This is a genomic window from Polaribacter sp. P097, from assembly GCF_036864555.1.
GTDB lineage: Bacteria > Bacteroidota > Bacteroidia > Flavobacteriales > Flavobacteriaceae > Polaribacter.
Map to the genome: position 1 here is coordinate 403,126 of NZ_JAZETJ010000002.1, position 20,893 is coordinate 424,018.

Annotated in this window: 22 protein-coding genes; 11 read left to right on the plus strand and 11 right to left on the minus strand. The window is 30.2% G+C overall.

Features of this window, described 5'->3' with window-relative positions; all coding sequences use genetic code 11:
* Nucleotides 1-60: 60 nt before the first annotated feature.
* From pepT to V7R38_RS09050, 3 genes are read right to left on the minus strand one after another with little or no spacing between them, the layout of a single operon-like run.
* Nucleotides 61-1,302, minus strand: coding sequence for a peptidase T (pepT, locus tag V7R38_RS09040; protein ID WP_334057747.1), 1,242 nt, complete (start codon nucleotides 1,300-1,302; stop codon nucleotides 61-63).
* On the minus strand, nucleotides 1,303-1,860 hold the full coding sequence (locus V7R38_RS09045) for a hypothetical protein (RefSeq protein WP_334057749.1): 558 nt from the start codon (nucleotides 1,858-1,860) through the stop codon (nucleotides 1,303-1,305). It lies immediately after the preceding gene.
* On the minus strand, nucleotides 1,861-2,904 hold the full coding sequence (locus V7R38_RS09050) for a WD40/YVTN/BNR-like repeat-containing protein (RefSeq protein ID WP_334057751.1): 1,044 nt from the start codon (nucleotides 2,902-2,904) through the stop codon (nucleotides 1,861-1,863).
* Between the two features lie 46 nt (nucleotides 2,905-2,950).
* On the opposite strand from V7R38_RS09050, the gene V7R38_RS09055 reads away from it, so the two are divergent.
* Entirely contained in the window at nucleotides 2,951-3,919 is a 969-nt protein-coding gene (locus V7R38_RS09055) for a patatin-like phospholipase family protein (protein ID WP_334057753.1), read from the plus strand.
* Between the two features lie 2 nt (nucleotides 3,920-3,921).
* On the opposite strand, the gene V7R38_RS09060 is transcribed toward V7R38_RS09055, so the two are convergent.
* Together V7R38_RS09060 and V7R38_RS09065 are read right to left on the minus strand one after the other, a co-directional pair.
* Nucleotides 3,922-5,400, minus strand: a complete 1,479-nt coding sequence (locus V7R38_RS09060) for a S41 family peptidase (RefSeq protein ID WP_334057754.1) — start codon at nucleotides 5,398-5,400, stop codon at nucleotides 3,922-3,924.
* Nucleotides 5,401-5,404: 4 nt separating this feature from the next.
* Entirely contained in the window at nucleotides 5,405-6,856 is a 1,452-nt protein-coding gene (locus V7R38_RS09065) for a hypothetical protein (RefSeq protein ID WP_334057755.1), read from the minus strand.
* Between the two features lie 155 nt (nucleotides 6,857-7,011).
* Between V7R38_RS09065 and V7R38_RS09070 the strand changes: the two genes are divergently transcribed.
* The 5 genes from V7R38_RS09070 to V7R38_RS09090 all read left to right on the plus strand — a co-directional run bounded on the left by V7R38_RS09070 (nucleotide 7,012) and on the right by V7R38_RS09090 (nucleotide 11,693).
* A complete protein-coding gene (locus V7R38_RS09070) occupies nucleotides 7,012-7,521 on the plus strand; it encodes an RNA polymerase sigma factor (protein ID WP_015480352.1) in 510 nt (169 codons plus the stop codon).
* The gene (locus V7R38_RS09075) at nucleotides 7,508-7,942 is read left to right on the plus strand and encodes a hypothetical protein (RefSeq protein ID WP_334057758.1); all 435 of its coding nucleotides are present in this window, start codon (nucleotides 7,508-7,510) and stop codon (nucleotides 7,940-7,942) included. Before V7R38_RS09070 ends, V7R38_RS09075 begins: the two co-directional genes overlap by 14 nt.
* A gap of 41 nt (nucleotides 7,943-7,983) precedes the next feature.
* On the plus strand, nucleotides 7,984-8,502 hold the full coding sequence (locus V7R38_RS09080; protein WP_015480350.1) for a DUF4252 domain-containing protein: 519 nt from the start codon (nucleotides 7,984-7,986) through the stop codon (nucleotides 8,500-8,502).
* Nucleotides 8,503-8,558: 56 nt separating this feature from the next.
* Entirely contained in the window at nucleotides 8,559-9,098 is a 540-nt protein-coding gene (locus V7R38_RS09085; protein ID WP_334057760.1) for a DUF4252 domain-containing protein, read from the plus strand.
* A gap of 156 nt (nucleotides 9,099-9,254) precedes the next feature.
* On the plus strand, nucleotides 9,255-11,693 hold the full coding sequence (locus V7R38_RS09090; RefSeq protein WP_334057762.1) for a M1 family aminopeptidase: 2,439 nt from the start codon (nucleotides 9,255-9,257) through the stop codon (nucleotides 11,691-11,693).
* Between the two features lie 4 nt (nucleotides 11,694-11,697).
* Here the strand turns inward: V7R38_RS09090 and V7R38_RS09095 are convergent, their stop codons facing one another.
* The 4 genes from V7R38_RS09095 to V7R38_RS09110 are packed head-to-tail and all read right to left on the minus strand — an operon-like array spanning nucleotide 11,698 to nucleotide 13,955.
* A complete protein-coding gene (locus V7R38_RS09095) occupies nucleotides 11,698-12,546 on the minus strand; it encodes an alpha/beta fold hydrolase (RefSeq protein WP_334057764.1) in 849 nt (282 codons plus the stop codon).
* Entirely contained in the window at nucleotides 12,546-13,205 is a 660-nt protein-coding gene (locus tag V7R38_RS09100) for an HAD family hydrolase (protein ID WP_334057766.1), read from the minus strand. Before V7R38_RS09100 ends, V7R38_RS09095 begins: the two co-directional genes overlap by 1 nt.
* Nucleotides 13,206-13,520: a hypothetical protein gene (locus V7R38_RS09105; RefSeq protein WP_334057768.1), complete on the minus strand. Its 315-nt coding sequence runs from the start codon at nucleotides 13,518-13,520 to the stop codon at nucleotides 13,206-13,208.
* A 21-nt stretch (nucleotides 13,521-13,541) separates the two neighbouring features.
* Nucleotides 13,542-13,955, minus strand: a complete 414-nt coding sequence (locus V7R38_RS09110) for a thiol-disulfide oxidoreductase DCC family protein (RefSeq protein WP_334057770.1) — start codon at nucleotides 13,953-13,955, stop codon at nucleotides 13,542-13,544.
* A 222-nt stretch (nucleotides 13,956-14,177) separates the two neighbouring features.
* Between V7R38_RS09110 and V7R38_RS09115 the strand changes: the two genes are divergently transcribed.
* From V7R38_RS09115 to V7R38_RS09130, 4 genes are read left to right on the plus strand one after another with little or no spacing between them, the layout of a single operon-like run.
* Nucleotides 14,178-14,870 carry an ABC transporter ATP-binding protein gene (locus V7R38_RS09115; protein ID WP_015480343.1) on the plus strand — a complete coding sequence of 231 codons (693 nt, stop codon included), beginning with the start codon at nucleotides 14,178-14,180 and terminating at the stop codon, nucleotides 14,868-14,870.
* A gap of 2 nt (nucleotides 14,871-14,872) precedes the next feature.
* Complete coding sequence (locus V7R38_RS09120; RefSeq protein ID WP_334057773.1) at nucleotides 14,873-16,105, plus strand: ABC transporter permease; 1,233 nt, start codon at nucleotides 14,873-14,875, stop codon at nucleotides 16,103-16,105.
* Nucleotides 16,106-16,107: 2 nt separating this feature from the next.
* On the plus strand, nucleotides 16,108-17,352 hold the full coding sequence (locus V7R38_RS09125; RefSeq protein WP_015480341.1) for an ABC transporter permease: 1,245 nt from the start codon (nucleotides 16,108-16,110) through the stop codon (nucleotides 17,350-17,352).
* Nucleotides 17,353-17,370: 18 nt separating this feature from the next.
* Entirely contained in the window at nucleotides 17,371-18,483 is a 1,113-nt protein-coding gene (locus V7R38_RS09130; RefSeq protein ID WP_015480340.1) for an efflux RND transporter periplasmic adaptor subunit, read from the plus strand.
* A gap of 54 nt (nucleotides 18,484-18,537) precedes the next feature.
* On the opposite strand, the gene V7R38_RS09135 is transcribed toward V7R38_RS09130, so the two are convergent.
* Entirely contained in the window at nucleotides 18,538-19,353 is an 816-nt protein-coding gene (locus tag V7R38_RS09135; protein WP_334057776.1) for a DUF1853 family protein, read from the minus strand.
* A 57-nt stretch (nucleotides 19,354-19,410) separates the two neighbouring features.
* Between V7R38_RS09135 and V7R38_RS09140 the strand changes: the two genes are divergently transcribed.
* Nucleotides 19,411-20,085, plus strand: a complete 675-nt coding sequence (locus V7R38_RS09140; protein ID WP_334057779.1) for a DUF2461 domain-containing protein — start codon at nucleotides 19,411-19,413, stop codon at nucleotides 20,083-20,085.
* A 42-nt stretch (nucleotides 20,086-20,127) separates the two neighbouring features.
* Here V7R38_RS09140 and V7R38_RS09145 read toward each other — a convergent pair whose 3' ends face one another.
* The gene (locus tag V7R38_RS09145; protein WP_334057781.1) at nucleotides 20,128-20,877 is read right to left on the minus strand and encodes an SDR family NAD(P)-dependent oxidoreductase; all 750 of its coding nucleotides are present in this window, start codon (nucleotides 20,875-20,877) and stop codon (nucleotides 20,128-20,130) included.
* Nucleotides 20,878-20,893 lie beyond the last annotated feature (16 nt).

Sequence of the window (20,893 nt, forward strand, 5' to 3'; positions counted from 1 at the left end):
ATTAACTATAGTTTTCTATTGTTTCAATGGGTCTTCAGAAAGAAATTTCTGAAGACTTTTTTATTGGTATTTAATAGCTACTTTTTTTGCAATACCTACTATAACTTCTGATGCTTTAATCATAGATTCAACAGGAACGTATTCAAAACGCCCATGAAAATTATGTCCGCCTGCAAAAATATTTGGGCAGGGCAATCCTTTATAAGAAAGTTGAGAACCATCAGTACCACCTCTAATTGGTTTTATTAATGGTGTAATACCTATTTCATTCATAACTTCTTCTACAATATCTACAATATGCATAACAGGAGTTACCTTTTCTTTCATATTAAAATATTGATTTTTGATAGCTACTTGTATAAAATCATCTCCTAATTTTTTATTGATATCAAAAGCTATTTTTTGCATAAGATATTTCCTCTTTTCGAAAATATCAAAATCATGATCTCTAATAATGTATTCTAAAACAGTTTCTTCTACATCACCTTTTGCATCATGTAAATGAAAAAAACCTTCATAACCTTCTGTTTTTTCTGGCACTTCTTCAGAAGGTACAGCTGCAATATATTCATTAGCAATAAGTAATGAATTAATCATTTTACCCTTAGCATAACCTGGATGCACAATTTTACCTTTTACAGTAACTTTTGCACTTGCTGCATTAAAATTTTCGTATTCTAATTCTCCAATCTGACTTCCATCCATAGTATAAGCCCAATCTGCGCCAAATTTTTCCACATCAAACAAATGAGCTCCTTTACCAACTTCTTCATCTGGAGTAAAACAAATTCTAATTTTACCATGTTTAATTTCAGGATGTTTAACCAAATACTCCATTGCAGATACTATTTCTGTAACTCCAGCTTTATCGTCTGCACCCAATAGAGTAGTACCATCTGTGGTAATTATAGTCTGACCTTTATACTGTTTTAAATCATCAAAATAACTAGAAGAAAGTACAATGTTTTGTTCTTTATTAAGTACAATATCATTGCCATCGTAATTTTCTATGATTTGAGGTTTTACATTAGCACCAGTAAAATCTGGGCTTGTATCTATATGAGAAATAAAACCAATGGTAGGCACTTCAAAATCTAAATTACTTGGTAAAGTAGCCATGATGTAACAATTTTCATCTAATTCTACTTCTTCTAAACCAATAGCTTTTAATTCTTTTTCTAATACTCTAGCTAAGTTCCATTGCTTTTCTGTGCTAGGAAAGGCAGGATTGTTAGGATCTGATTCTGTATCCATAGTTACGTAACTTAAAAATCGATTTGTAATATGTTTTTTATCAATCATTTAGTATTGATTTAGTTTTATGTTTTCAATTAAGGATAATGCCTTGCATCGTCTTTCTGCGATGGCTTCATCACCATACAATTCTATTTTGGCTAAAACAAAATTTGACGAATTTAGATGTATAAAAATGCTACAAATTTGATATTTTAAGTTGTTCTTTTTGCCTTTAAATATCATGTAAATTGCTTTGGTATTGTTATAATTAAAAACTCTGTTTTCAACCATAATCAATTTTTTTTGCAGATATTCTTGTTCTTGTTTTAGTATGAAATTTTCATTTATTATTAGTTCTTTATTGATATAAGAAACATCTAACAAAATAGATTCTGTTAAGTTTTTTGAAGTATCTGCGCTAAAAATAGAAGATTGAATTTGGTCTTGGTAAAGATTTGTTTCCCAGTCTTTAGGCAGTTCTAAAGAAAATAGGTTTTTAGAATCCTCAACTTCTTCCAGATTTTTTAAGACAGATGTATTACAATCAAAATCTTCTAAAGGTTGAAAAGGTTTTGAACAGGATTGTAAACTAATAACTATAATAAGAATTAAAATTTTTTTCATCTAGTCTAATCTAAATTTTGCAATTTTATTGCTCCCACTTAACCAAGCATTGTTATGGTCTACAAAAGTAATAGCGTAAAAACCTTTGTCTGAAATTTCTAACCAGTTTAAACCACCATCTTTAGAATAAGAAATACCTGTTTTGCCTACAGCAAAAACCTCTTTACCATTTGAATTCGGCACATAGGCAATTCCGCTTTTGTAATTTGGGTTTTGGTTATCTGCCACCAAAGACCAGGTTAAACCACCATCTTTAGTTATTGCTTTATTGGCTCTGTTTTCTAATGGTTTAGCATAGTTGCCTCCAATAATAATTCCTGTTTTTTCGTCATAAAAATCCATTGAATAAATCCCTTGAGGGCCATCTCCTTGTATAATAGGTGTATCAAAAATTTGCCAGGTTTTACCATAGTCTGTAGATTTTAAAATTCGCGCTTTTTTACCACCAGAAGCTATCCAAACTGTACTACCTATTGTTTTAATATTGGTGTTGCTTGCAGCAAAAAAAGCTTCTCCTTCTTCAAAATCAGGTAAATCATCACAAGATAGTTTCTGCCAAGTTTCTCCACCATCAGCAGTTAAAATTATTGAAGCACAGTTTTCTGTTGGATCTCCAACTGCAATGCCATGTAAATTATCATCAAAAAATTTCATAGAATCATAAAATACCTTTTCATGATCTTCTCTATATACCAAAGAATATTCACCCTCTGTAATTTTATATAAAAGAGCAGGATTACCTATTGATAAGGCAAAATAATCTTCACCATTAAAAGCTAAACTTCTAAAATGTGGTAAAATACTGTCTGAAAATGCAATGTTTAGGGCATTTAAAGAAACACCTTCAATGGTCTTAAAACCAACATCTCCTCTAGAACCAGCGTAAAAAACTTTTGTAGAATCTGTAGCGTGAATGGCTCTAATACTAGAGTTAATTATGTTAAACTCTTGAATGTCAATTGATTTTATATTTCTAGGTTGATATTCTTCCTTGCACGAATACAATAAAACAAATGTGAGTAGAAGTAGCGCAATTCTGTTCATTTTTGATATTTTTATAGAACTAAAATAAACAAATCATTTAAGGTTAATGAAAAAAGCATTGGTTATTTCTGGGGGTGGAAGTAAAGGAGCATTTGCAGGAGGTGTTGCTCAATATTTAATGAAGAAAGAAAACAGAGAATACGATTTGTTTTTGGGTACGTCTACAGGTAGCTTAATGGTTTCTCATTTGGCTTTAGATATGTTAGATGAATTGAAGCATTTGTATACCAATGTGAATCAAAGTACAATTTTTAGCAGCAATCCCTTTAAAATAAAAAAAGTCTCTGGTGAAAAAGTGATTAATATTAATCATTTTGGAATGCTTCGAAACTTTTTAAAAGGAAGAAAAACTTTTGGTGAGAGTAAGAATTTAAGGCGTCTTATAAAAAAGAATGTCACCAAAGAAATGTTTGAAAAAATTAAAGAAAGAAATAAAGAAATTGTGGTTACTGTGAGTAATTTAACTGCAAATCAGATTGAATATAAATCGAGTAATGATTGTACTTACGACGATTTTGTAGATTGGATTTGGGGTTCTTGTAACTATGTTCCTTTCATGAGTATTTTAGAAAAAGATAGGCAACAATATGCAGATGGTGGTTTTGGCTCTTTAGTACCAATTAGAGAGGCTATTTTAAGAGGTGCCACAGAAATTGATGCTATTATATTAGAAACAGAAGTGAGCCAGTTTAACAGGTTGCCTTCAAAGAATCCGTTTTCGTTATTATTTGATGTTTTCGATTTTATGCTAACACATGTAGAAAGGCATAATATTACTATTGGAAAATTGGCTGCAAATAATAAAAATGTAAAATTAAATTTATATTATACTCCAACTGTTTTAACCACAAATTCTTTAGTGTTCGATGAGGTTTTAATGCGCAAATGGTGGAAATCTGGTTACAAATACGCAAAATCAAAACGTGAAGAATTAATGAGCGAATTTAGGCCAGACGTTCTTACAGATAAAGAAATTGAAGAGGGTGTAGATAATGTAGAAAACTTAAACATTTAAGTTTAAAACCCAACAATACTTCTTCCTTCAGATTGCATGTTATTACTTGCAGGTGTTGCCATTTTAGAATCGTAAATTTCATCGAAAACATTACTCTTCTCTATTTTTGATGTTGATTTAGAGCCTGTAATAATATACTGAATGGTTCTACTTAATAATGGTTCATTTACACTACCTAACGTTCCTAAATTATCAAAATCTTCAGTTAAAACAATACCTGGTAAATCTACGCCTGGAGTTATTCCGTTTGGAAAGTTTACATTGTTTTTATTTGTGATTTCTAACACCAAAGGTTGCAACGCATAATTATGATCGGTATTAAAATTAGCACCTGTTTTTCTTAAGTTATCTGAATCGTATAAAGTTATAGAGCCCACTTGTTTACCAACAGTTGTTGTACCTACAACATTGACATCTATGTATGCACTTAAAGCATTCATTAATAATTCTGAAGCAGAAGCAGTACTAGATGAAGTGATGATGTAGACTCTGTTTAAACCTAAACTATTAATAGGTTCATCAACAATTACATTACCATTAGTATCTACGTTTCTAATTTGATTAGTGAAATTATTGATAAAATTTTCTGACGGATTTGCAGCTAATATTTTATCATTCCATATTTCTTTAGAGTAAACTTGGTCTGTAAATTGCCCAGTAACCATACTTCCTAAATAACTTGCAGTTTGCACAGACCCTCCAGGATTGTATCTTAAATCGATAATTAAATCGTCTATATTTTCTGATTTAAAGTTTGCAAAAGCGGCATTTAACTCAGCATCATAGTTTCTTGCAAATTGATTGTACATTAAGTATCCAATTTTTTGATTGTTTGCCTCAACAACCTTTGCAATAGCAATTGGGTTTTCTTGTAAATCTGATTTTTGTAAAGTAACTAGAGTTCCATTTTGTACAGGATCTCCATCATTATAATCGGCAAATCCCATAGAATAAGAGGTGTTATTACTAAATAATAAAGAGCTGAAATTTGTATCTGTTAACTGCTGACCATTTATAGATGTAAATATTTGACCACGAACTATATTTTTAGAAGCTGCATCAGAATTGGGCACTACATAACGCACATAACCAAAAACATTGCTAGTATTGGTTTTATACCTTACCAAGCCAAACTCAATACCATTGCTTAAATTTAAACCTTGAAACGAATTTTCAAGGGCAACATAATCATCAACAATTACTGAAAATCGATCTTCAGGTCTATTTAATAAACTTTCAAATACCGTTTCTGGAGATGAAAAATCTCTGAAATAAGTATATAAATCATCAAAAGTTGTAAAACGATCATCTGCTAAATCTGGCACATCTTGTTGCCAAAAGTAATACACATTTAAACCTTTCCATATAAAATAGTTAATGTCATCTTGCGTGGTATTTTGCATAGCATCTATCTCAGTTTTTTCACAAGAAGCAAAAGTAAATACCGCAAGTAGTATAAAGGTTTTGAATATATTTTTCATCAATTTAATTTGTATTAGGTAAATCTTGTTCTATAAAAACCCCATTATCAATATTTCTTTGTGGAGCAATACTATTAAACAGATATTCGTAATTGTTAGGATTGCAATTGGTGTTTGAATTTGCTGCTCCAGTTTCAATTAAATTTAAAACGCTATTTAGAATAGGTTCTGTTCTTGTTCCTAAAACGCCTAAATTTAGAATATCTTCTTGATTACACAGATTTATTATAGGTGATAATCCGTTATTATAGGTTTCGTCGTTATTATTTGAGAAAGTTAACACTACAGGTTGTAAAGCTACTGTATGTGATGTGTTTTTTAGTCCAAAATCATAATCTTCAGAATTATAAAGTGTAATAGAACCTGTATTGTTTCCAGCAGTATTGTTACCAATTATTTGCACATTCATATACGGATTTAGACTATTTACCAGTAATTCAATAGCAGATGAGCCTTCAAAATTAGCACCATTTAAAATGATAAATAAATCTGTAACCTGCATGCCTTGAACAGAAGTGTTGGCATTGTTAGCAGAAAAACGTGTAACCAATGAATCTGGTTGATTTTGTGAAAACCAAGCTTGTGCTTTATTGTTCCAATTTTCTTTGATGAGAACTTCATTTTGGAACTGCCCAGTGATAACGCTTGCAAATGCTTCCATATTTCTAGCAAAACTTCCTGAACCAATGCTATACCTTAAATCTAAAACCAATTTATTTACATTCTGACTTACAAAATTGTTTGCAGTTTGTTTTAAGTTATTAATGTAGTTGGTAGAGAAATCGTTGTTGTAAATGATGTAGCCCACATTATCCGCATTTACAGCTAAAACGTCTTCCATAAAAATACCAGGATAATTATAACCTTCTTTTTCTAAACTAACTGTAGTTGTAGTTGGCGTAATTGTATTGCCATCAAAATTTGCCATATTCAGGGTAAAATTATCTTGACCATTTAATAAAATATCCTGATAATTTTGTCTTGTAAGTAATACACCATCAACAGCGTTAAAATAATCACCTCTATTAATGTTTTGATTGGCAGCATTAGAATTTGGTAAAATATGTGTTACATAACCCAAGACATTTTCAGAATTGTTTGGGTCTGCAATAATTCCGAATTCTAAACCATTTGTAAATCTACTTCTTAATTCAGGAGCTGTTAAAGTATTATAATCTTCTATTAAGGTAGATTTTATATCGTTTTCAAGTAATAAACTTTCAAAAAGTAAATTATAATCTGCAAAAGAATTTAAGTACGCATTTAATTCCTCATCAGAATTAAAACGTCTATCAGACAAATCTGCAATATCATCTTGATATAAATAATAAGCGTTTAAACCTTTCCAAACAAAATCGTGCACAACTAAATTTTGAGGTACTTCATATTCTTTAGAACAACCAAAGAATAACGCACAACTTAGTAAGAAGTAGATAATATTTTTATTTTTTTTCATAAAGAAAAGTCTAATGTTTACAGTAAATTTAACGCAATGTAAACCTTTTTAGTATTTTTTTTAAATATGGATGTAACAAAATAAATTGTTACTCGTCGTAATTATGTAAACCTGATATAAGAGATGAAAAAATATCAGAAAAACAAAATCAACCCATGAACCAGTCAGACTTTTTAGAAGTTGTTTTACCATTTAAAGATAAGGTTTTTAGACTAGCAAAAAGATTGTTAGTATCTAGAGAAGAAGCAGAAGATGCTACCCAAGAGCTTATTTTTAAACTATGGAAAAACAAAGGTAAAATTGGGAATTATAAAAATGTTGAAGCATTTGCAATGACAATGACTAAAAACTATTGTTATGATCGTTTAAAAAGTAAGCAAGCAAGTAATTTAACTTTAGTACATAGTAATTATAAAGAGAAAGAAACTTCTTTAGATAAGAAATTAGAATATCAAGACAGTGTAAACCAAGTGCACCAATTGATAGAGAAATTGCCAGAAAATCAAAAGATAATTATTCAATTAAGAGATGTTGAACAGTATGATTTTGATGAGATCTGTAAAATGGTAGATATGAAGCCAACAGCAGTTAGAGTAGCATTATCTAGAGCAAGAAAAACAATTAGAGAAGAATTAATTAAAAAACACAACTATGGAGTTAGCTAACATAGAAAAATTAGTAGAAAAGTATGAAAATGCAGAAACTACATTGCAAGAAGAGCAAACCTTAAGAACGTACTTTACAGAAGGTAATGTTGCTCCACATTTGCAAGAGTATGCGTATATGTTTACATATTTTACTGCTGTAAAAGAAGATACTTATACCAAAAGCATAAAGTTAGAGCCTAAGAAATCTAAGAAGATGAACTTTAAATGGTTGTCTGTAGCAGCATCTGTAATGTTATTATTCAGTGTATTTCTTGGCCAGCAAGAATATAAGGAATATCAAGAAAGAAAAAAAGCAGAAAAAATTTATGCACAATTAAATAAAGGGTTCACTTTATTGTCTAGCAACCTTAAAAAAGGAGAACAAGCAGTAGACCAATTTTATAAGCATGGAACTGCAGTAAAAAAAGTATTAAAATAAACCAAGTAATAAATTAGTAAAACCAAGTAAACACAGAAATTATGAAAAAAATAATAGTATTAATAGCATTTGTATTAGCACCAATGTTTTCTAATGCACAATCAATCTTTGATAGTTTAGAAGATTTAGATGAAGTAGATATGGTTGTGGTAACCAAAGATGCATTTGAGTTGCTTAACAAGTTTAAACCAAAAGACGCAAAAGTAGAAGGTAATGATGTAATGCAAGCCTTTGAAATGTTAAATGAATTAAAAGAATTCAAAATGTTTTCTACAGATAATGTAACCATTGCAAACAAAATGGAAAGCATGGTAAAGTCTGCCATTAAGAAAGCAAACCTTACAGAGTTAATGCGTATTAAAGAAGACGATTCTAGAGTTAAAATTTACGTAAAGGCTACTAAAAACAAAGATTTTGTAAGCGAAGTTTTAATGTTTGTTAAAGGCATAGACAAGAAAACTAATGGAATGTCTGAAGCTATGGTGTTATCGTTAACAGGTAATATAGACATTAATAAAATGGCTGATTATACAGATAAAATTGTAAAAGAAAACAAGTAAAACCAATGTAATAAGTTGGGTGTAATAGCCCAACTTATTCAACCAAAAATATTCAAATGAAAAAATTAACCACAGTATTTTCTTTCCTATTAGTTGTTTTGCTAATGAGTTCTTGTAAAAATGATAAATCTTTACAAACCTATTTAGTAGATACTAGTGGTAAAGAAGGTTTCTATACAGGAGATATACCTGTAAGTTCAGTATTATCTCCAAAAGCAGATGTAGCTGATGATGTTAAAGAAACTATGCAAAGTATTAAGAAGATTAATGTTGTTTTTCTTCCAAAAACAGAAGCTAATGAGGCCTCTTATGAAACTGAAAAAGCTAAGTTAAAAGAGATTTTTAAAGATAATGAAGATTACAAAAGTCTTATGGCCATGAAATTGAAGGGTATGAATGTATCTGTATTCTATTCTGGTAAAACAGAAGCTATTGATGAAATTGTAGCCTTTGGTTATGGAGATCAAAATGGAGTAGGAGTTGTACGATTGTTAGGTGATGATATGGACCCTTCTAAAATTGTACAAATGTTGAGCAGTGTAGAAATGGATGAAAATAGCTTAGGAAACTTAGGTAACATCTTTAACGCGAATTAAATTAGTTTTCCCCCAAAAACTTGTAATAATAAGAGAGTCAAAATTTTTAGAATTTTGGCTCTCTTCTTTTTTTGGTATACTTATTGAATTTAACTGAGCATTAACAGCTTCTACAATCAGTTTTACTATTTTTGAAGTTCCAAGACAATACCATTTATGAAGTTCAATACCATATTCTTTTTAAGCTTTTTAATTTTTAGTACATCACTTTTGGCACAAAGCAGTACATATAAAGCAGAGAAAGAGAAAAAACATACACTAATACACACCAAGTTAAATGTGGATTTTAATTTCGATGATAAAACCATGAATGGCGAAGCATGGATTACAGCATCACCTTACTTTTATGTTACAAATAAAGTGTCTTTAGATGCCAATTCAATGCGCATTCACGAAGTTAGCTTAGATAACAAACCACTCGCATTTGAATATAATGAATATGTTTTAGAAATTGAATTGCCTAGAGTATATACCAAGAACGAAGAGTTTACAATTTATATTAAATATACTGCTAGACCAGAAAAGGTAAAAGATGAAGGAAGTAAGGCTATAACAGATGCCAAAGGATTGTATTTTATAAATGCAGATGGTAAAGATGCTACCAAACCAACACAAATCTGGACACAAGGTGAAACACAAGCTAATTCTGCTTGGTTCCCAACTATAGATGCACCTAACCAAAAAATGACCCAAGAAATAGCGATTACTGTTCCTAATAAATACCAAACATTATCTAATGGAGTATTAGTTAGCCAAACCAATAAAGGTAACAACAGAACCGATTATTGGAAACAAGATAAAAAACATGCTCCGTATTTAGCGTTCATGGGAGTTGGTGAGTTTGCTATTATAAAAGACAGTTATAAAAATATACCTGTTAATTATTATGTAGAAAAGGAATATGCACCATATGCAAAAGATATTTTTGGCTTAACTCCAGAAATGATTGGATTTTTCGAGAAGAGATTAGGAGTAGATTATCCTTGGGCAAAATACAGTCAAATTGTAGTTCGTGATTATGTTTCTGGAGCCATGGAAAATACTACTACAGTTGTGCATGGTGAACAAGCATATCAAAAACCAGGACAATTAATAGATGCCAATTTACAAGAAAATACAATTGCTCACGAAATTTTTCATCACTGGTTTGGTAATTTAGTAACTTCAGAAAGTTGGTCTAACTTGACCTTAAATGAGTCTTTTGCCAATTATGGTGAATATCTCTGGAGAGCACACAAATATGGTAAAACAGATGCAGAAATGCATTATTATGAGCAAGTTGAGGCGTATAAAAATGGTCAAAATCAAGATAAAAGCTTAGTTCGTTATAATTATGATGATAGAGAAGAATTATTTGATTTAGTTAGCTATAATAAAGGTGGAGCAATACTTCACATGCTTAGAAAATATTTAGGCGATGAAGCTTTTTTTCTAGGATTAAAAACCTATTTAACCAATTATAAATTTGATACTGCAGAAGTACATCAATTAAGATTGGTGTTCGAAGAAATTACTGGGCAGGATTTAAACTGGTTTTTTAATCAATGGTATTTTGGAGCAAATCATCCAAATATTGAAATTTCTTATGATTACAATACATTAAGAAAAACAGTTACGGTAAACATTGCTCAGTTGCAATCTGAAACATTTAAGTTTCCTTTTGCTATTGATATTTTTGAAGGGAATCAAAAAACAAGACATACCGTTTTTATAGATTCAAATGATGCTTCTTTTACATTTCCATACAACAAACAGCCTAATTTAATTCAAGTAAATGCAGATAATGTTTTAGTATGTAATTTGTATGAAAACAAAATTTTAAGCGAATATATTTTTCAACTTAAAAATGCCGATAATTTTGCACATAGAAGAGAGGCATTGTTTCAGGTAGCTTCTAAACAAGATGATAAAAATGCGTTTAATGCCATTGTTAGTGCACTAGATGATGATTCTTACAAAATTAGAATTTTGGCTTTACAACAAATCGATTTAATAAATAAGTTCTCTAAAAAAGACGCCATTCGTAAAATTATGAGAATGGCCAATAATGATGAAAAAACCTTAGTTCAGGCAGAAGCTTTAAGCACTTTAGGTAAATTAACAGACCCTGAATTAAAACCAATATTTGAGAAGGCCTTAAAAAGCAAATCGTATTCTGTATTGGGTAAAGCTTTGGTTTCTATGTATTATATAGATCAACCTTTGGCTATTCAAAAATCTAAAGAATTACCAGATGAAGTTCGTAAAATATTAGCAACGCCTTTAACTAAAATATTTATTGAGGCTAAAGATGAATCTGAGTTGCCTTTCGTTGCTAAAAGTGTAGTTTCTGGAATGTTTTTGGCGAATGATGATGCTACAAAAGTCTTATATCAAAAAGCTTTTGATCAAATTGCTGTAAGCAACAATACAGAAGCTATTCAAAATTTAGTAGATGATATGGTTGTGAAAGGGAAAGAGTATACTGGTTTTAATTTTGATAAAGTAATGATTAACTTAATGCGAAAAATGGTTGATCAGCAGAAAAAAGAAAGCAAATCTAATTACTTAAAAAACATTGAAATTATAAAAACAGCAATGTCTAAATTGTTGTAGAAATTTAAGAATGTGTATTCATCCAAGCAGCAGCTTTAGGCCACAATTCTTTCATAGAATTTCTAGACTTTAGTATTCTGCTATGATTGTAATCTTCTAAATTGCCCAATTCTTTTGCACAATAAACCAACTCATTTTTAGGATTTTGAAATGCGTTTAAAAATAATTGGCAACCTTCTTTAGGTGCTATAAAGTCATCACCTTTTGCACAAAAAGAAATGATTGGTATTTTAATTTCTTTCATTTCAGGTTCGTAGTCAAAATGATTACTGTCTTTAAATTGCCTGTAGATGTTCCAGTTAAACCATTGCTTCATGGTAAAATAGGTTTCATCGTTATTCTTAGAACCCGCCAGTTTTGCAGGTACTTTGCCAATTAATTTAGAAAATAACTTGGCTACTCGTAGTTTTATATTCTGTTGGATGCCAGTGTTTGCCCCAAATGCTTGTACTCCAAAAAGTGTGATACTTTTTATGAATTTTTTAAATTCAGGATGATGTATTAAACATACTGTAATTGCAATTCCTCCTCCACTATGAGCAACACAATGTAATTTACCTATATTTTCAGTATCTGTTAAATAACGGAATGCAGCTTTAACATCATATTTACCAATAGTAGCTATTTTAAATTTTTTGTTTGTTTTTTTACTTGCACCATGATTTCTCCAATCTAAGGCCCAACAAGTGTACCCTAAGTTTAAAAAATAATCTGTAAAACCATTAAAGAAATCTTTGTCAGAAAAGGTTCCATGAATTAGAAATAAATGTTTGTTTGTTGATTTGTCATTGGTGATTTTCCAAAGAGCTACATTTTCTGAATCTTCTGTAGTGAGCTGAATTATTTTCTCCATTAAAACAAAGCTGCTTTTAAATGTAGAAAGTCATCAGAAACATAATTCGCATTTTCTAAAGTTTGATCTTTAGCCATTGGGTTTTTATAGCCAATCACAAAAATACCTGCATCATTTGCAGCTTTAATTCCATTATCTGAATCTTCAATAACCACACAATGTTCTTTAGAAATTTCGCCTAAAATGGCTGCTTTTTCAAAAATTTCAGGATTTGGTTTTGATTCCTTTAAATCTGCACCACTTATTTTCGCCTTAAAATATTGATGTAAGTTAAATCGCGTAAAAACCCTATCAATATTAATCATAGCAGAAGAAGAGGCTAAAACTAACGTAACTTTATTGTGGTATAAATGTTTAATTAAGTCTTCTACGCCTTTTACCAAATGAAGGGTAGGATCATTCTCAAAAAAGTTTACATACCTTTTTCTTTTATCTAATACTAAATCTTCAGGATTTAAATCTAGTTTAAAATGATAAACTAATTTCTGGAATGCATTTATGGTAGATGAGCCTGTTAATGTTTTATACAATTCATCTGAAACATTTACACCAATTGAATTAAATGTTTCATAATAGGCCTTTTTATGAATTTCTTCAGAGTCTATAATTACTCCATCCATATCAAAAATGACACATTTAATTTCTTTAGGTATATTCATTTATGTTATTTGTTTTAAAGCTTCAATAATATTGGCTACAATTAAGTAAAAAAATAAGCACGTAACAAATGCAATTACAATTATTGAAGTAATTCTTCTTTTAGATGTGGGTTGTTTTAGGTTTTTAATAGATCTTAAAAGTCCTATTACAGAAATAATAATGGCTATTAATGAAAGAACGCCAATTATTGTGGTTACTAAATAGAAATTTTTATCTGTGAATTGAGAACTGAGTACTAAAATAAGTACCAATAAAGAAATAATGACAATCGTAAATTTAAACTTAATGTCGGTTTTTAAATTTAATTTTTTCATTTGTAGGGGGAAGTTTTAATGTTAAATAAATTTTGCTTTCAATTTAGAATTAGGTAGCAAACAATGTTCTTTTTTGCCAAACCATTTGTAACGGTTTTTTGCAATGTAATCATAAACATAATTTCTTACAGTTTCGGGTATAAACATAAACACACTAGTTAACCACCAAATACCACCAAAATCTTGGGCAATTTTTAAGGCAGCTGTAGATTTAATTTCATAAGAAACATTAGGTTCATACAAAATTATAGAGTCTATTTTTTCTACATCAATTTTTAAATGTTGAATTACTTTTTTACCAGTATCAGAATCTAAAGCAGCAAAAAGAAAAACATCTTTTTTATCGTGCTTTATTATTTTTAGTACTGCAGAATTGCAAAGATTGCAAACACCATCAAACAGAATTAATTTTTTATTCTTAGGGATAGTAATCATGTTATATCTTGATTAACTGCTAATTTAGGAATTTATTATCTAAATCTGCAGATTCTGTCATCTACTAATTTTTAGAAATTTTAAATCTTTTTGTAATTTTTTTGTAACATAATTTATACTGATACGTCTTATGGTTGTATTGTTCTAAATAAGGGCTTTTAACAAAAAATTAATAAGCGCTTCAAATAGCATTCAATACTTTAGTATAAAATTAACCAACCCATGATAAAAATAGAAAAACTGCACAAATCTTATCCAATAGGAAAAGACTCACTACACGTTTTAAAAGGTATTGATTTACATATTAAAGAAGGCGAATTTGTATCTATTATGGGTTCTTCAGGTTCTGGTAAATCTACATTACTAAACATAGTAGGTTTGTTAGACATTCATGATGAAGGTGATTATTATTTAAATGGTCAGCTTATAAAAGACATGAATGAGAAAAAAGCAGCACTTTTAAGAAATAAATTTTTAGGATTTATATTTCAATCATTTAACCTAATTTCATATAAGACTGCATTAGAAAACGTTGCACTTCCTTTGTATTATAAAGGAATGGGTAGAAAAGAACGTTTACAAATTGCTTTAGATTACTTAGAAAAAGTAGGTTTAAAAGATTGGGCAAATCATTTACCAAACGAACTTTCTGGAGGTCAAAAACAACGTGTTGCCATTGCAAGAGCATTGGTTACAAAACCAAAAGTTGTTTTAGCAGATGAGCCAACAGGAGCATTAGATTCTACAACTACAGATTCTGTGATGGACTTGTTAAAAGACATTAATGACGAAGGAATGACTGTATTTGTAATTACTCACGAAGAAGAAGTAGCAGAGCAAACAAAGAGAATTGTTCGTTTAAAAGATGGCGTTATTATTAGTGACGAATTTACAAAAGCATCTAAAGCAGTCTAATTATGTTTGATTTAGATAGATGGAGAGAAATTTTTCAGAGCATCAATAAAAACAGATTACGTTCTGTAATGTCTGGATTTACTGTTGCTTTCGCAATTTTATTATTCACCTTACTTTTTGGTATTGTAAGTGGTTTAAGTAACACTTTTACAGATGCATTTGCAGATGATGCACAAAATGCAATGTTTGTAAGAGTATGGAAAACTACAAAACCTTACAGAGGTTTACAGACAGGTAGAACTATTCAATTGAGAAATGGTGATTACGACTACATTAATGATGAATATGGAAATAAAATTCAATATAAATCATCTAGAATTTACAAGAATTTTACACTAAAATATAAAAATGAGGCTAGTAATTACAGTGTAATGGCTATCAATCCTGATCATCAATTTTTAGAAAAAACGATTATTAATGAAGGGAGATATGTTAATGAAAGAGATATTAAAGATAAAGCGAAGGTAATTGTAATTGGTAGATTAATTAAAGAAGATTTATTTGGTCAAAAACCAGCTTTAGGTAAGCGTTTAAATGTTAATGGAAGTTCTTATTTAATTATCGGTATTTTCTCTGATGAAGGAGGTGATAATGAAGAGCGTAAAGCATTTATTCCTTTAAGTACAGCTCAAATGATTTATGGTAATAACGACTATATTAGTCAAATTGCCTTAGGGTACAATCCTAAATTAAGTTTAGATGCAGCTGTTGCTTTTGGAAATCAAATGGAGCGTGATTTAAGGAATAAGATGAACATTCATCCAGATGATCAAAGTGCACTTTCCGTGCAAAATATGGCAGAAGCAAATAAAGGAGTTGGCCAATTTATGGGAATACTTTATGCCATTGTAATTCTTGTAGGTTCAGGAACTTTAGTAGCAGGTATTATAGGTATTTCTAACATTATGATTTTTGTGATTAAAGAAAGAACGAAAGAATTTGGTATTCGTAAAGCCCTTGGTGCAAAGCCATCATCTATTGTAGGCATTGTAGTTCAAGAAACGGTTTTAATAACCACATTAGCAGGGTATTTAGGCTTATCTTTTGGTACATACTTATTAAGTTTAATTGGTAATAGTCTAGAAGAAGATTACTTTATTAAAGACCCAAGTGTAAGCACAGGTATTGTTATTGGGGCTACTGTAGTATTAATTCTATCAGGTTTAATAGCAAGTTACATACCTGCTAAAAAAGCAGCCAATATTAAACCAATTGTAGCACTAAGAGCAGATTAATTATGAAGTTTTTATTTGATTCAGATACTTGGCAAGAAATTTACGGAAGCATCCGTAAAAATAAAGTGAGAACCGCAATTACCATTATTGGTGTTCTTTGGGGTATATTTCTTTTAGTAGTTTTATTAGGAGCTGCAAGAGGTGTAGACAATGGTTTTAAAAAGATTTTTGGAGACTTTGCAACAAACAGTGTTTTTGTTTGGACGCAGTCTACAGATACACCTTTTAAAGGTTTTCAAGAGGGCAGAAGGTTTCGTCTTAAAATGAGTGATATAGAGGTGTTAAAATCTGAATATCAAGATGAAATTAAATTGTTAGCCCCTAGAAATCAAACCAATAATCTAATTATTCATGATTTTAAATCTGGTAATTTTTCAGTAAGTGGAGATTATCCAGTTCTAGATCAAATTCAAAAAAAGAAATTAATCTTTGGAAGATTTATTAATGAAAACGATATTTTATCATCAGCTAAAATAACTGTTATCTCAGAAAATATGTACAAACAACTCTTTGATAAAGGAGAAGAGCCTATAGGTGAGTACATTAAAATTAATAGTATAAATTACAAAGTTGTTGGAGTTTATGGCTCATCCAATGGAATTGATTTGGATGGAGATACTGCATTCATTCCTTTTACCACATTCAAAAGGGTTTACAATACAGCCAATAATATAGATTGGATGGTAATTACAGCCAATGAAGGTATAGATATTGAGCAAATGGAGAGTGATGTTATTTTGACTTTAAAAAGTTTACATAATGTACACCCAGAAGATAAAAGAGCATTTGGTTCTTTTAACTTAGGAGTTCAAATTGCAAAAGTAACTGGGTTTTTAACAGGGTTACAATTCATGACTTGGTTTGTAGGTATTGCCACTTTAATTGCAGGGGTATTTGCAATTGGTAATATCTTACTAATTACAGTTAAAGAAAGAACACAAGAAATAGGAATTAGAAGAGCTTTAGGTGCAACTCCTAAAAGTATTCGTCAGCAAATTATATTAGAATCTGTATTTCTTACAACAATAGCAGGAATGCTGGGTATTGTATTTGGAGGTTTAATACTATATTTTATCGATTCTGCTTTTGGGCAAGGAGATGATGCAGCACTAATTAATCCAACCGTAAATATTCCAATAATTATTATAGCATTTGTAACATTAATTGTGTTAGGTACACTAATAGGTTTAATACCTGCACATATGGCTACAGTTGTTAGACCAATAGAAGCATTAAGAGAAGAATAAAAATAATCAACTAAAATCATGAGTAAAAGAGCAAAAATAATTTTAATAGTTATAGGTGTACTATTTGTAGCAGCCTTAATTTGGTTCGGAAAAAAGAACAAGAAGAGCATTGTTGAGTACGAAACAGAAACTGCATTTAAAACTACAATAGTTAAGAAAACTGTTGCTACTGGTAAAGTTACACCACTAGAAGAAATTGAAATTAAGCCACAAATTACAGGTATTATTGATAAAATAATGTTGTTAGAAGGCTCTAAAGTTAAAAAGGGTGATTTAATTGCTACTGTAAGAGTTGTACCTAATGAGCAATCTTTAATTAGTGCAAAAGGTAGAGTAAATAACATTCAAATTAGATTAGATAATGCTAAAGTACAGTATGATAGAAATAAAAATCTATTTGATAAAGGTGTTATCTCTAGACAAGAATTTGAGAACGTAGAATTAACTTACGACCAAGCAAAGCAAGATTTAAAAAATGCTCAGAATGATTATTTAATCATTAAAAGAGGTTCTGCTGGTACTGGAGGTTCTGCAAATACCAATATTATGGCTCAGATTTCTGGAACTATTTTAGAAATTCCTGTAAAGGAAGGAGATCAAGTAATTCAATCTAACAACTTTAACGCAGGTACAACAATTGCTTCAATTGCAGATATGAGTAAAATGATCTTTGAAGGAAAAGTAGATGAATCTGAAGTAGGTAAACTACAAAATGGTGCAGATATTGAAGTATCAATAGGCGCTATAGAAGGTAAGAAATTTCCAGCTAAACTAAACTTTATTGCTCCTAAAGGAACAGAAGAAGGTGGTGCTGTACAATTTAAAATTAAAGCAGATGTTTCTTTAGATAATAACTATTTTATTAGAGCTGGTTATAGTGCTAATGCAGATATTGTTTTAGAGAAAAAAGACAGTGTTTTATCTATAAAAGAAGCTTTATTAAAGTTCGATAATAAAACAGAAGAGCCTTATGTAGAGGTAAAAACAGGCGAAGGTACTTTCGAAAGAAGAACCTTAAAGTTAGGTACTTCAGATGGTGTTAATGTAGAAGTTTTAGAAGGAATTACTGAAGAAGACGAAATTAAGATTTGGAACAAGACTTCAGGAATTATGGAAGTTAGTAACAACTAAAAGTTGTTAAATAATAAGGATAAAAAAAGGGAACTCAATTTGAGTTCCCTTTTTTTATGTCCACCAAACAACAAAACATTTAGTTAGGTTTCCTTTTTTCGATTTTATCCAAACTAAAGGAGAAAATTTTCTAGATACAAACTCATCTAAAGCTCTTTTAAATTCAATGAATTCAATCCAATTTACTTGTTCATGGGGTGTAATAAGCCAATCTTTCTTAGTTGGTATGTAAAACTTACAATCTGTAAATTCGTTTAATTCTTTAAGTTGAATATAATAACCTTCAACACAATCTTTATTCAAAGTTTGAAAGTCAATATATTGATTGGAATAAGGCAGAAATAGCTGAGCTTTAAACAAAACTTGTTGTTGTACTTCTTCTAGATTGATTTTATTTTGATTTAAGTAAGGCTTGCAGTCTTCTGAATAAAGCAGAGGCAGTTGCTTATCCTTTAGTTTTGTTATCTTTTCAATCAAAGCATCTTTTCTATTAGGTCCAATAAAATGTTCAACTTCATTGGTTCCTACAGAATCATCATACAAATAAAACTTATAAATAATCTCAAGATGAATGGGTTTATCGTCTTTTAATAGTAAACAATCCAATTCTCCTAAAGTTCTTTTTTCTTTTTGAATCTGAATATTTTCAGCAACGATTGTTATGTTATTTTTGCTAGATAAATGATTGGATACAAATCGCTCTATGTACTTACCTAATCGAATTTTATCGTCAAGTAAAACATCAATTTTATGAGATAAAGAATCAATTTTAAATTGATGTAAGCCAAAGATAGGCTGGTTAAGCCATAGACTTGAAGTGGTTAAATAACCATCATACCTTTTTTGAATCACTTTTGTTTTAAAATCCATTTCTTATTCGAAATTACAATTTCTATTTTGTAAATTGAAAGTTCAAACAGAATATAAATGACAATAGATAAAGCTACGTTTCAATTTCTGAAAGATTTACGCAAAAACAATAATAGAGATTGGTTTGCAGAACATAAAAACACATACGAACAAGCAAGAGGTAATGCTAAAGCTGTATTTGCAGAAGTTTTAGAAAAACTAGAAATGCATGATGAAATAGAGAAATCTAAAATGATGCGAATTTATAGAGATGTTCGTTTCTCTAAAGATAAAACACCTTACAAAGCACATTTTTCGAATTCATATTCAAGGTTAGGAGCTTCTTTACGAGGAGGCTATTTTCTGCAAGTGAGACCTGGAGAATCTTTTTTAGCTGGCGGATTTTGGGAACCCAACAAAGATGATTTATTTCGATTAAGAAAAGAGATTGAACAAGATGCTTCAGAAATTAGAGGCATTTTGAAGGATAATGAATTTCAAAAACATTTTGGTGATTCGTTTTACAGTTTTAGCGAATTAAAAACGGCTCCAAGAGGTTTTGATAAAGATCATAAAGACGTAGACCTTTTAAGAAAAAAAGGATTCATTGCCATGAAGAAATTTACAGATAAAGAAGTATTATCAAAAGATTTTACAGACAACGTAAATGAATGTTTCTTAGCTTTAAGACCTTTCTTTAATTTATTTAGTGATATTCTCACTACCAATTTAAATGGTGAATCTATACTATAATAATAGCTGAGTTACTTAAATAACTCAGCTATTATTTAAATCTTAAATCTGACTCAATCCACCATCAACTTCAATTTCAACTCCATTGATATAAGAAGCATCGTCTGAAGCTAAGAAAAGTGCAGTTTTTGCAATTTCTTCAGATTTACCAAACCTTCCTAAAGGTACTTGAGCTGCAAAACCTTTCCCCATTTCTTCTACAACGTCCTCAGGTAATCCCATTTTAGAATATATGGGAGTTTCAATTGGTCCTGGAGCTATGGTATTCACTCTAATTCCACGAGATTTTAATTCAGAAGTTAACACTCTAGCATAAGATCTAATAGCGCCTTTACTTGCAGAGTATACACCTAATCCATCAAAACCTTTTTGACTTACAATTGAGCTTGTAAATAAAATAGTTCCTCCATCATTTAAATGAGGCAGTACTTCTTTTACTGCCAAAATTGGTCCTTTTACATTAATATCAAATATTGAATTGTAATGATCTGCAGTAACTTCATTAGTTGGAGTAGGAGTTGCAATACCTGCATTTAGGTAAATAATATCGATGTTTCCATACTTGTCTGTAGCTTCTTTTATTAACCTTTTATTGTCTTCATCTATTGCTACATCAGCTACAACAGTAATAAAAGCACCATTTAATTCTTTGGCAACTTCATCTAAGGCTTCTTTTCTTCTACCAGATAAAACCACTTTAGCACCTTCATTTAAAAATTCTTTGGCTGTTGCTAATCCAATTCCACTGTTTGCGCCTGTAATTATGGCTACTTTGTTTTTTAATTTACTCATGTTATTTGTTTTATTT

Excerpts from the sequence above, each read along its gene's own strand:
- pepT (WP_334057747.1), bottom strand. The coding sequence starts at position 1,302 with ATGATTGATAAAAAACATATTACAAATCGATTTTTAAGTTACGTAACT.
- V7R38_RS09045 (WP_334057749.1), bottom strand. The coding sequence starts at position 1,860 with ATGAAAAAAATTTTAATTCTTATTATAGTTATTAGTTTACAATCCTGT.
- V7R38_RS09050 (WP_334057751.1), bottom strand. The coding sequence starts at position 2,904 with ATGAACAGAATTGCGCTACTTCTACTCACATTTGTTTTATTGTATTCG.
- V7R38_RS09055 (WP_334057753.1), top strand. The coding sequence starts at position 2,951 with ATGAAAAAAGCATTGGTTATTTCTGGGGGTGGAAGTAAAGGAGCATTT.
- V7R38_RS09060 (WP_334057754.1), bottom strand. The coding sequence starts at position 5,400 with ATGAAAAATATATTCAAAACCTTTATACTACTTGCGGTATTTACTTTT.
- V7R38_RS09065 (WP_334057755.1), bottom strand. The coding sequence starts at position 6,856 with ATGAAAAAAAATAAAAATATTATCTACTTCTTACTAAGTTGTGCGTTA.
- V7R38_RS09070 (WP_015480352.1), top strand. The coding sequence starts at position 7,012 with ATGAACCAGTCAGACTTTTTAGAAGTTGTTTTACCATTTAAAGATAAG.
- V7R38_RS09075 (WP_334057758.1), top strand. The coding sequence starts at position 7,508 with ATGGAGTTAGCTAACATAGAAAAATTAGTAGAAAAGTATGAAAATGCA.
- V7R38_RS09080 (WP_015480350.1), top strand. The coding sequence starts at position 7,984 with ATGAAAAAAATAATAGTATTAATAGCATTTGTATTAGCACCAATGTTT.
- V7R38_RS09085 (WP_334057760.1), top strand. The coding sequence starts at position 8,559 with ATGAAAAAATTAACCACAGTATTTTCTTTCCTATTAGTTGTTTTGCTA.
- V7R38_RS09090 (WP_334057762.1), top strand. The coding sequence starts at position 9,255 with ATGAAGTTCAATACCATATTCTTTTTAAGCTTTTTAATTTTTAGTACA.
- V7R38_RS09095 (WP_334057764.1), bottom strand. The coding sequence starts at position 12,546 with ATGGAGAAAATAATTCAGCTCACTACAGAAGATTCAGAAAATGTAGCT.
- V7R38_RS09100 (WP_334057766.1), bottom strand. The coding sequence starts at position 13,205 with ATGAATATACCTAAAGAAATTAAATGTGTCATTTTTGATATGGATGGA.
- V7R38_RS09105 (WP_334057768.1), bottom strand. The coding sequence starts at position 13,520 with ATGAAAAAATTAAATTTAAAAACCGACATTAAGTTTAAATTTACGATT.
- V7R38_RS09110 (WP_334057770.1), bottom strand. The coding sequence starts at position 13,955 with ATGATTACTATCCCTAAGAATAAAAAATTAATTCTGTTTGATGGTGTT.
- V7R38_RS09115 (WP_015480343.1), top strand. The coding sequence starts at position 14,178 with ATGATAAAAATAGAAAAACTGCACAAATCTTATCCAATAGGAAAAGAC.
- V7R38_RS09120 (WP_334057773.1), top strand. The coding sequence starts at position 14,873 with ATGTTTGATTTAGATAGATGGAGAGAAATTTTTCAGAGCATCAATAAA.
- V7R38_RS09125 (WP_015480341.1), top strand. The coding sequence starts at position 16,108 with ATGAAGTTTTTATTTGATTCAGATACTTGGCAAGAAATTTACGGAAGC.
- V7R38_RS09130 (WP_015480340.1), top strand. The coding sequence starts at position 17,371 with ATGAGTAAAAGAGCAAAAATAATTTTAATAGTTATAGGTGTACTATTT.
- V7R38_RS09135 (WP_334057776.1), bottom strand. The coding sequence starts at position 19,353 with ATGGATTTTAAAACAAAAGTGATTCAAAAAAGGTATGATGGTTATTTA.
- V7R38_RS09140 (WP_334057779.1), top strand. The coding sequence starts at position 19,411 with ATGACAATAGATAAAGCTACGTTTCAATTTCTGAAAGATTTACGCAAA.
- V7R38_RS09145 (WP_334057781.1), bottom strand. The coding sequence starts at position 20,877 with ATGAGTAAATTAAAAAACAAAGTAGCCATAATTACAGGCGCAAACAGT.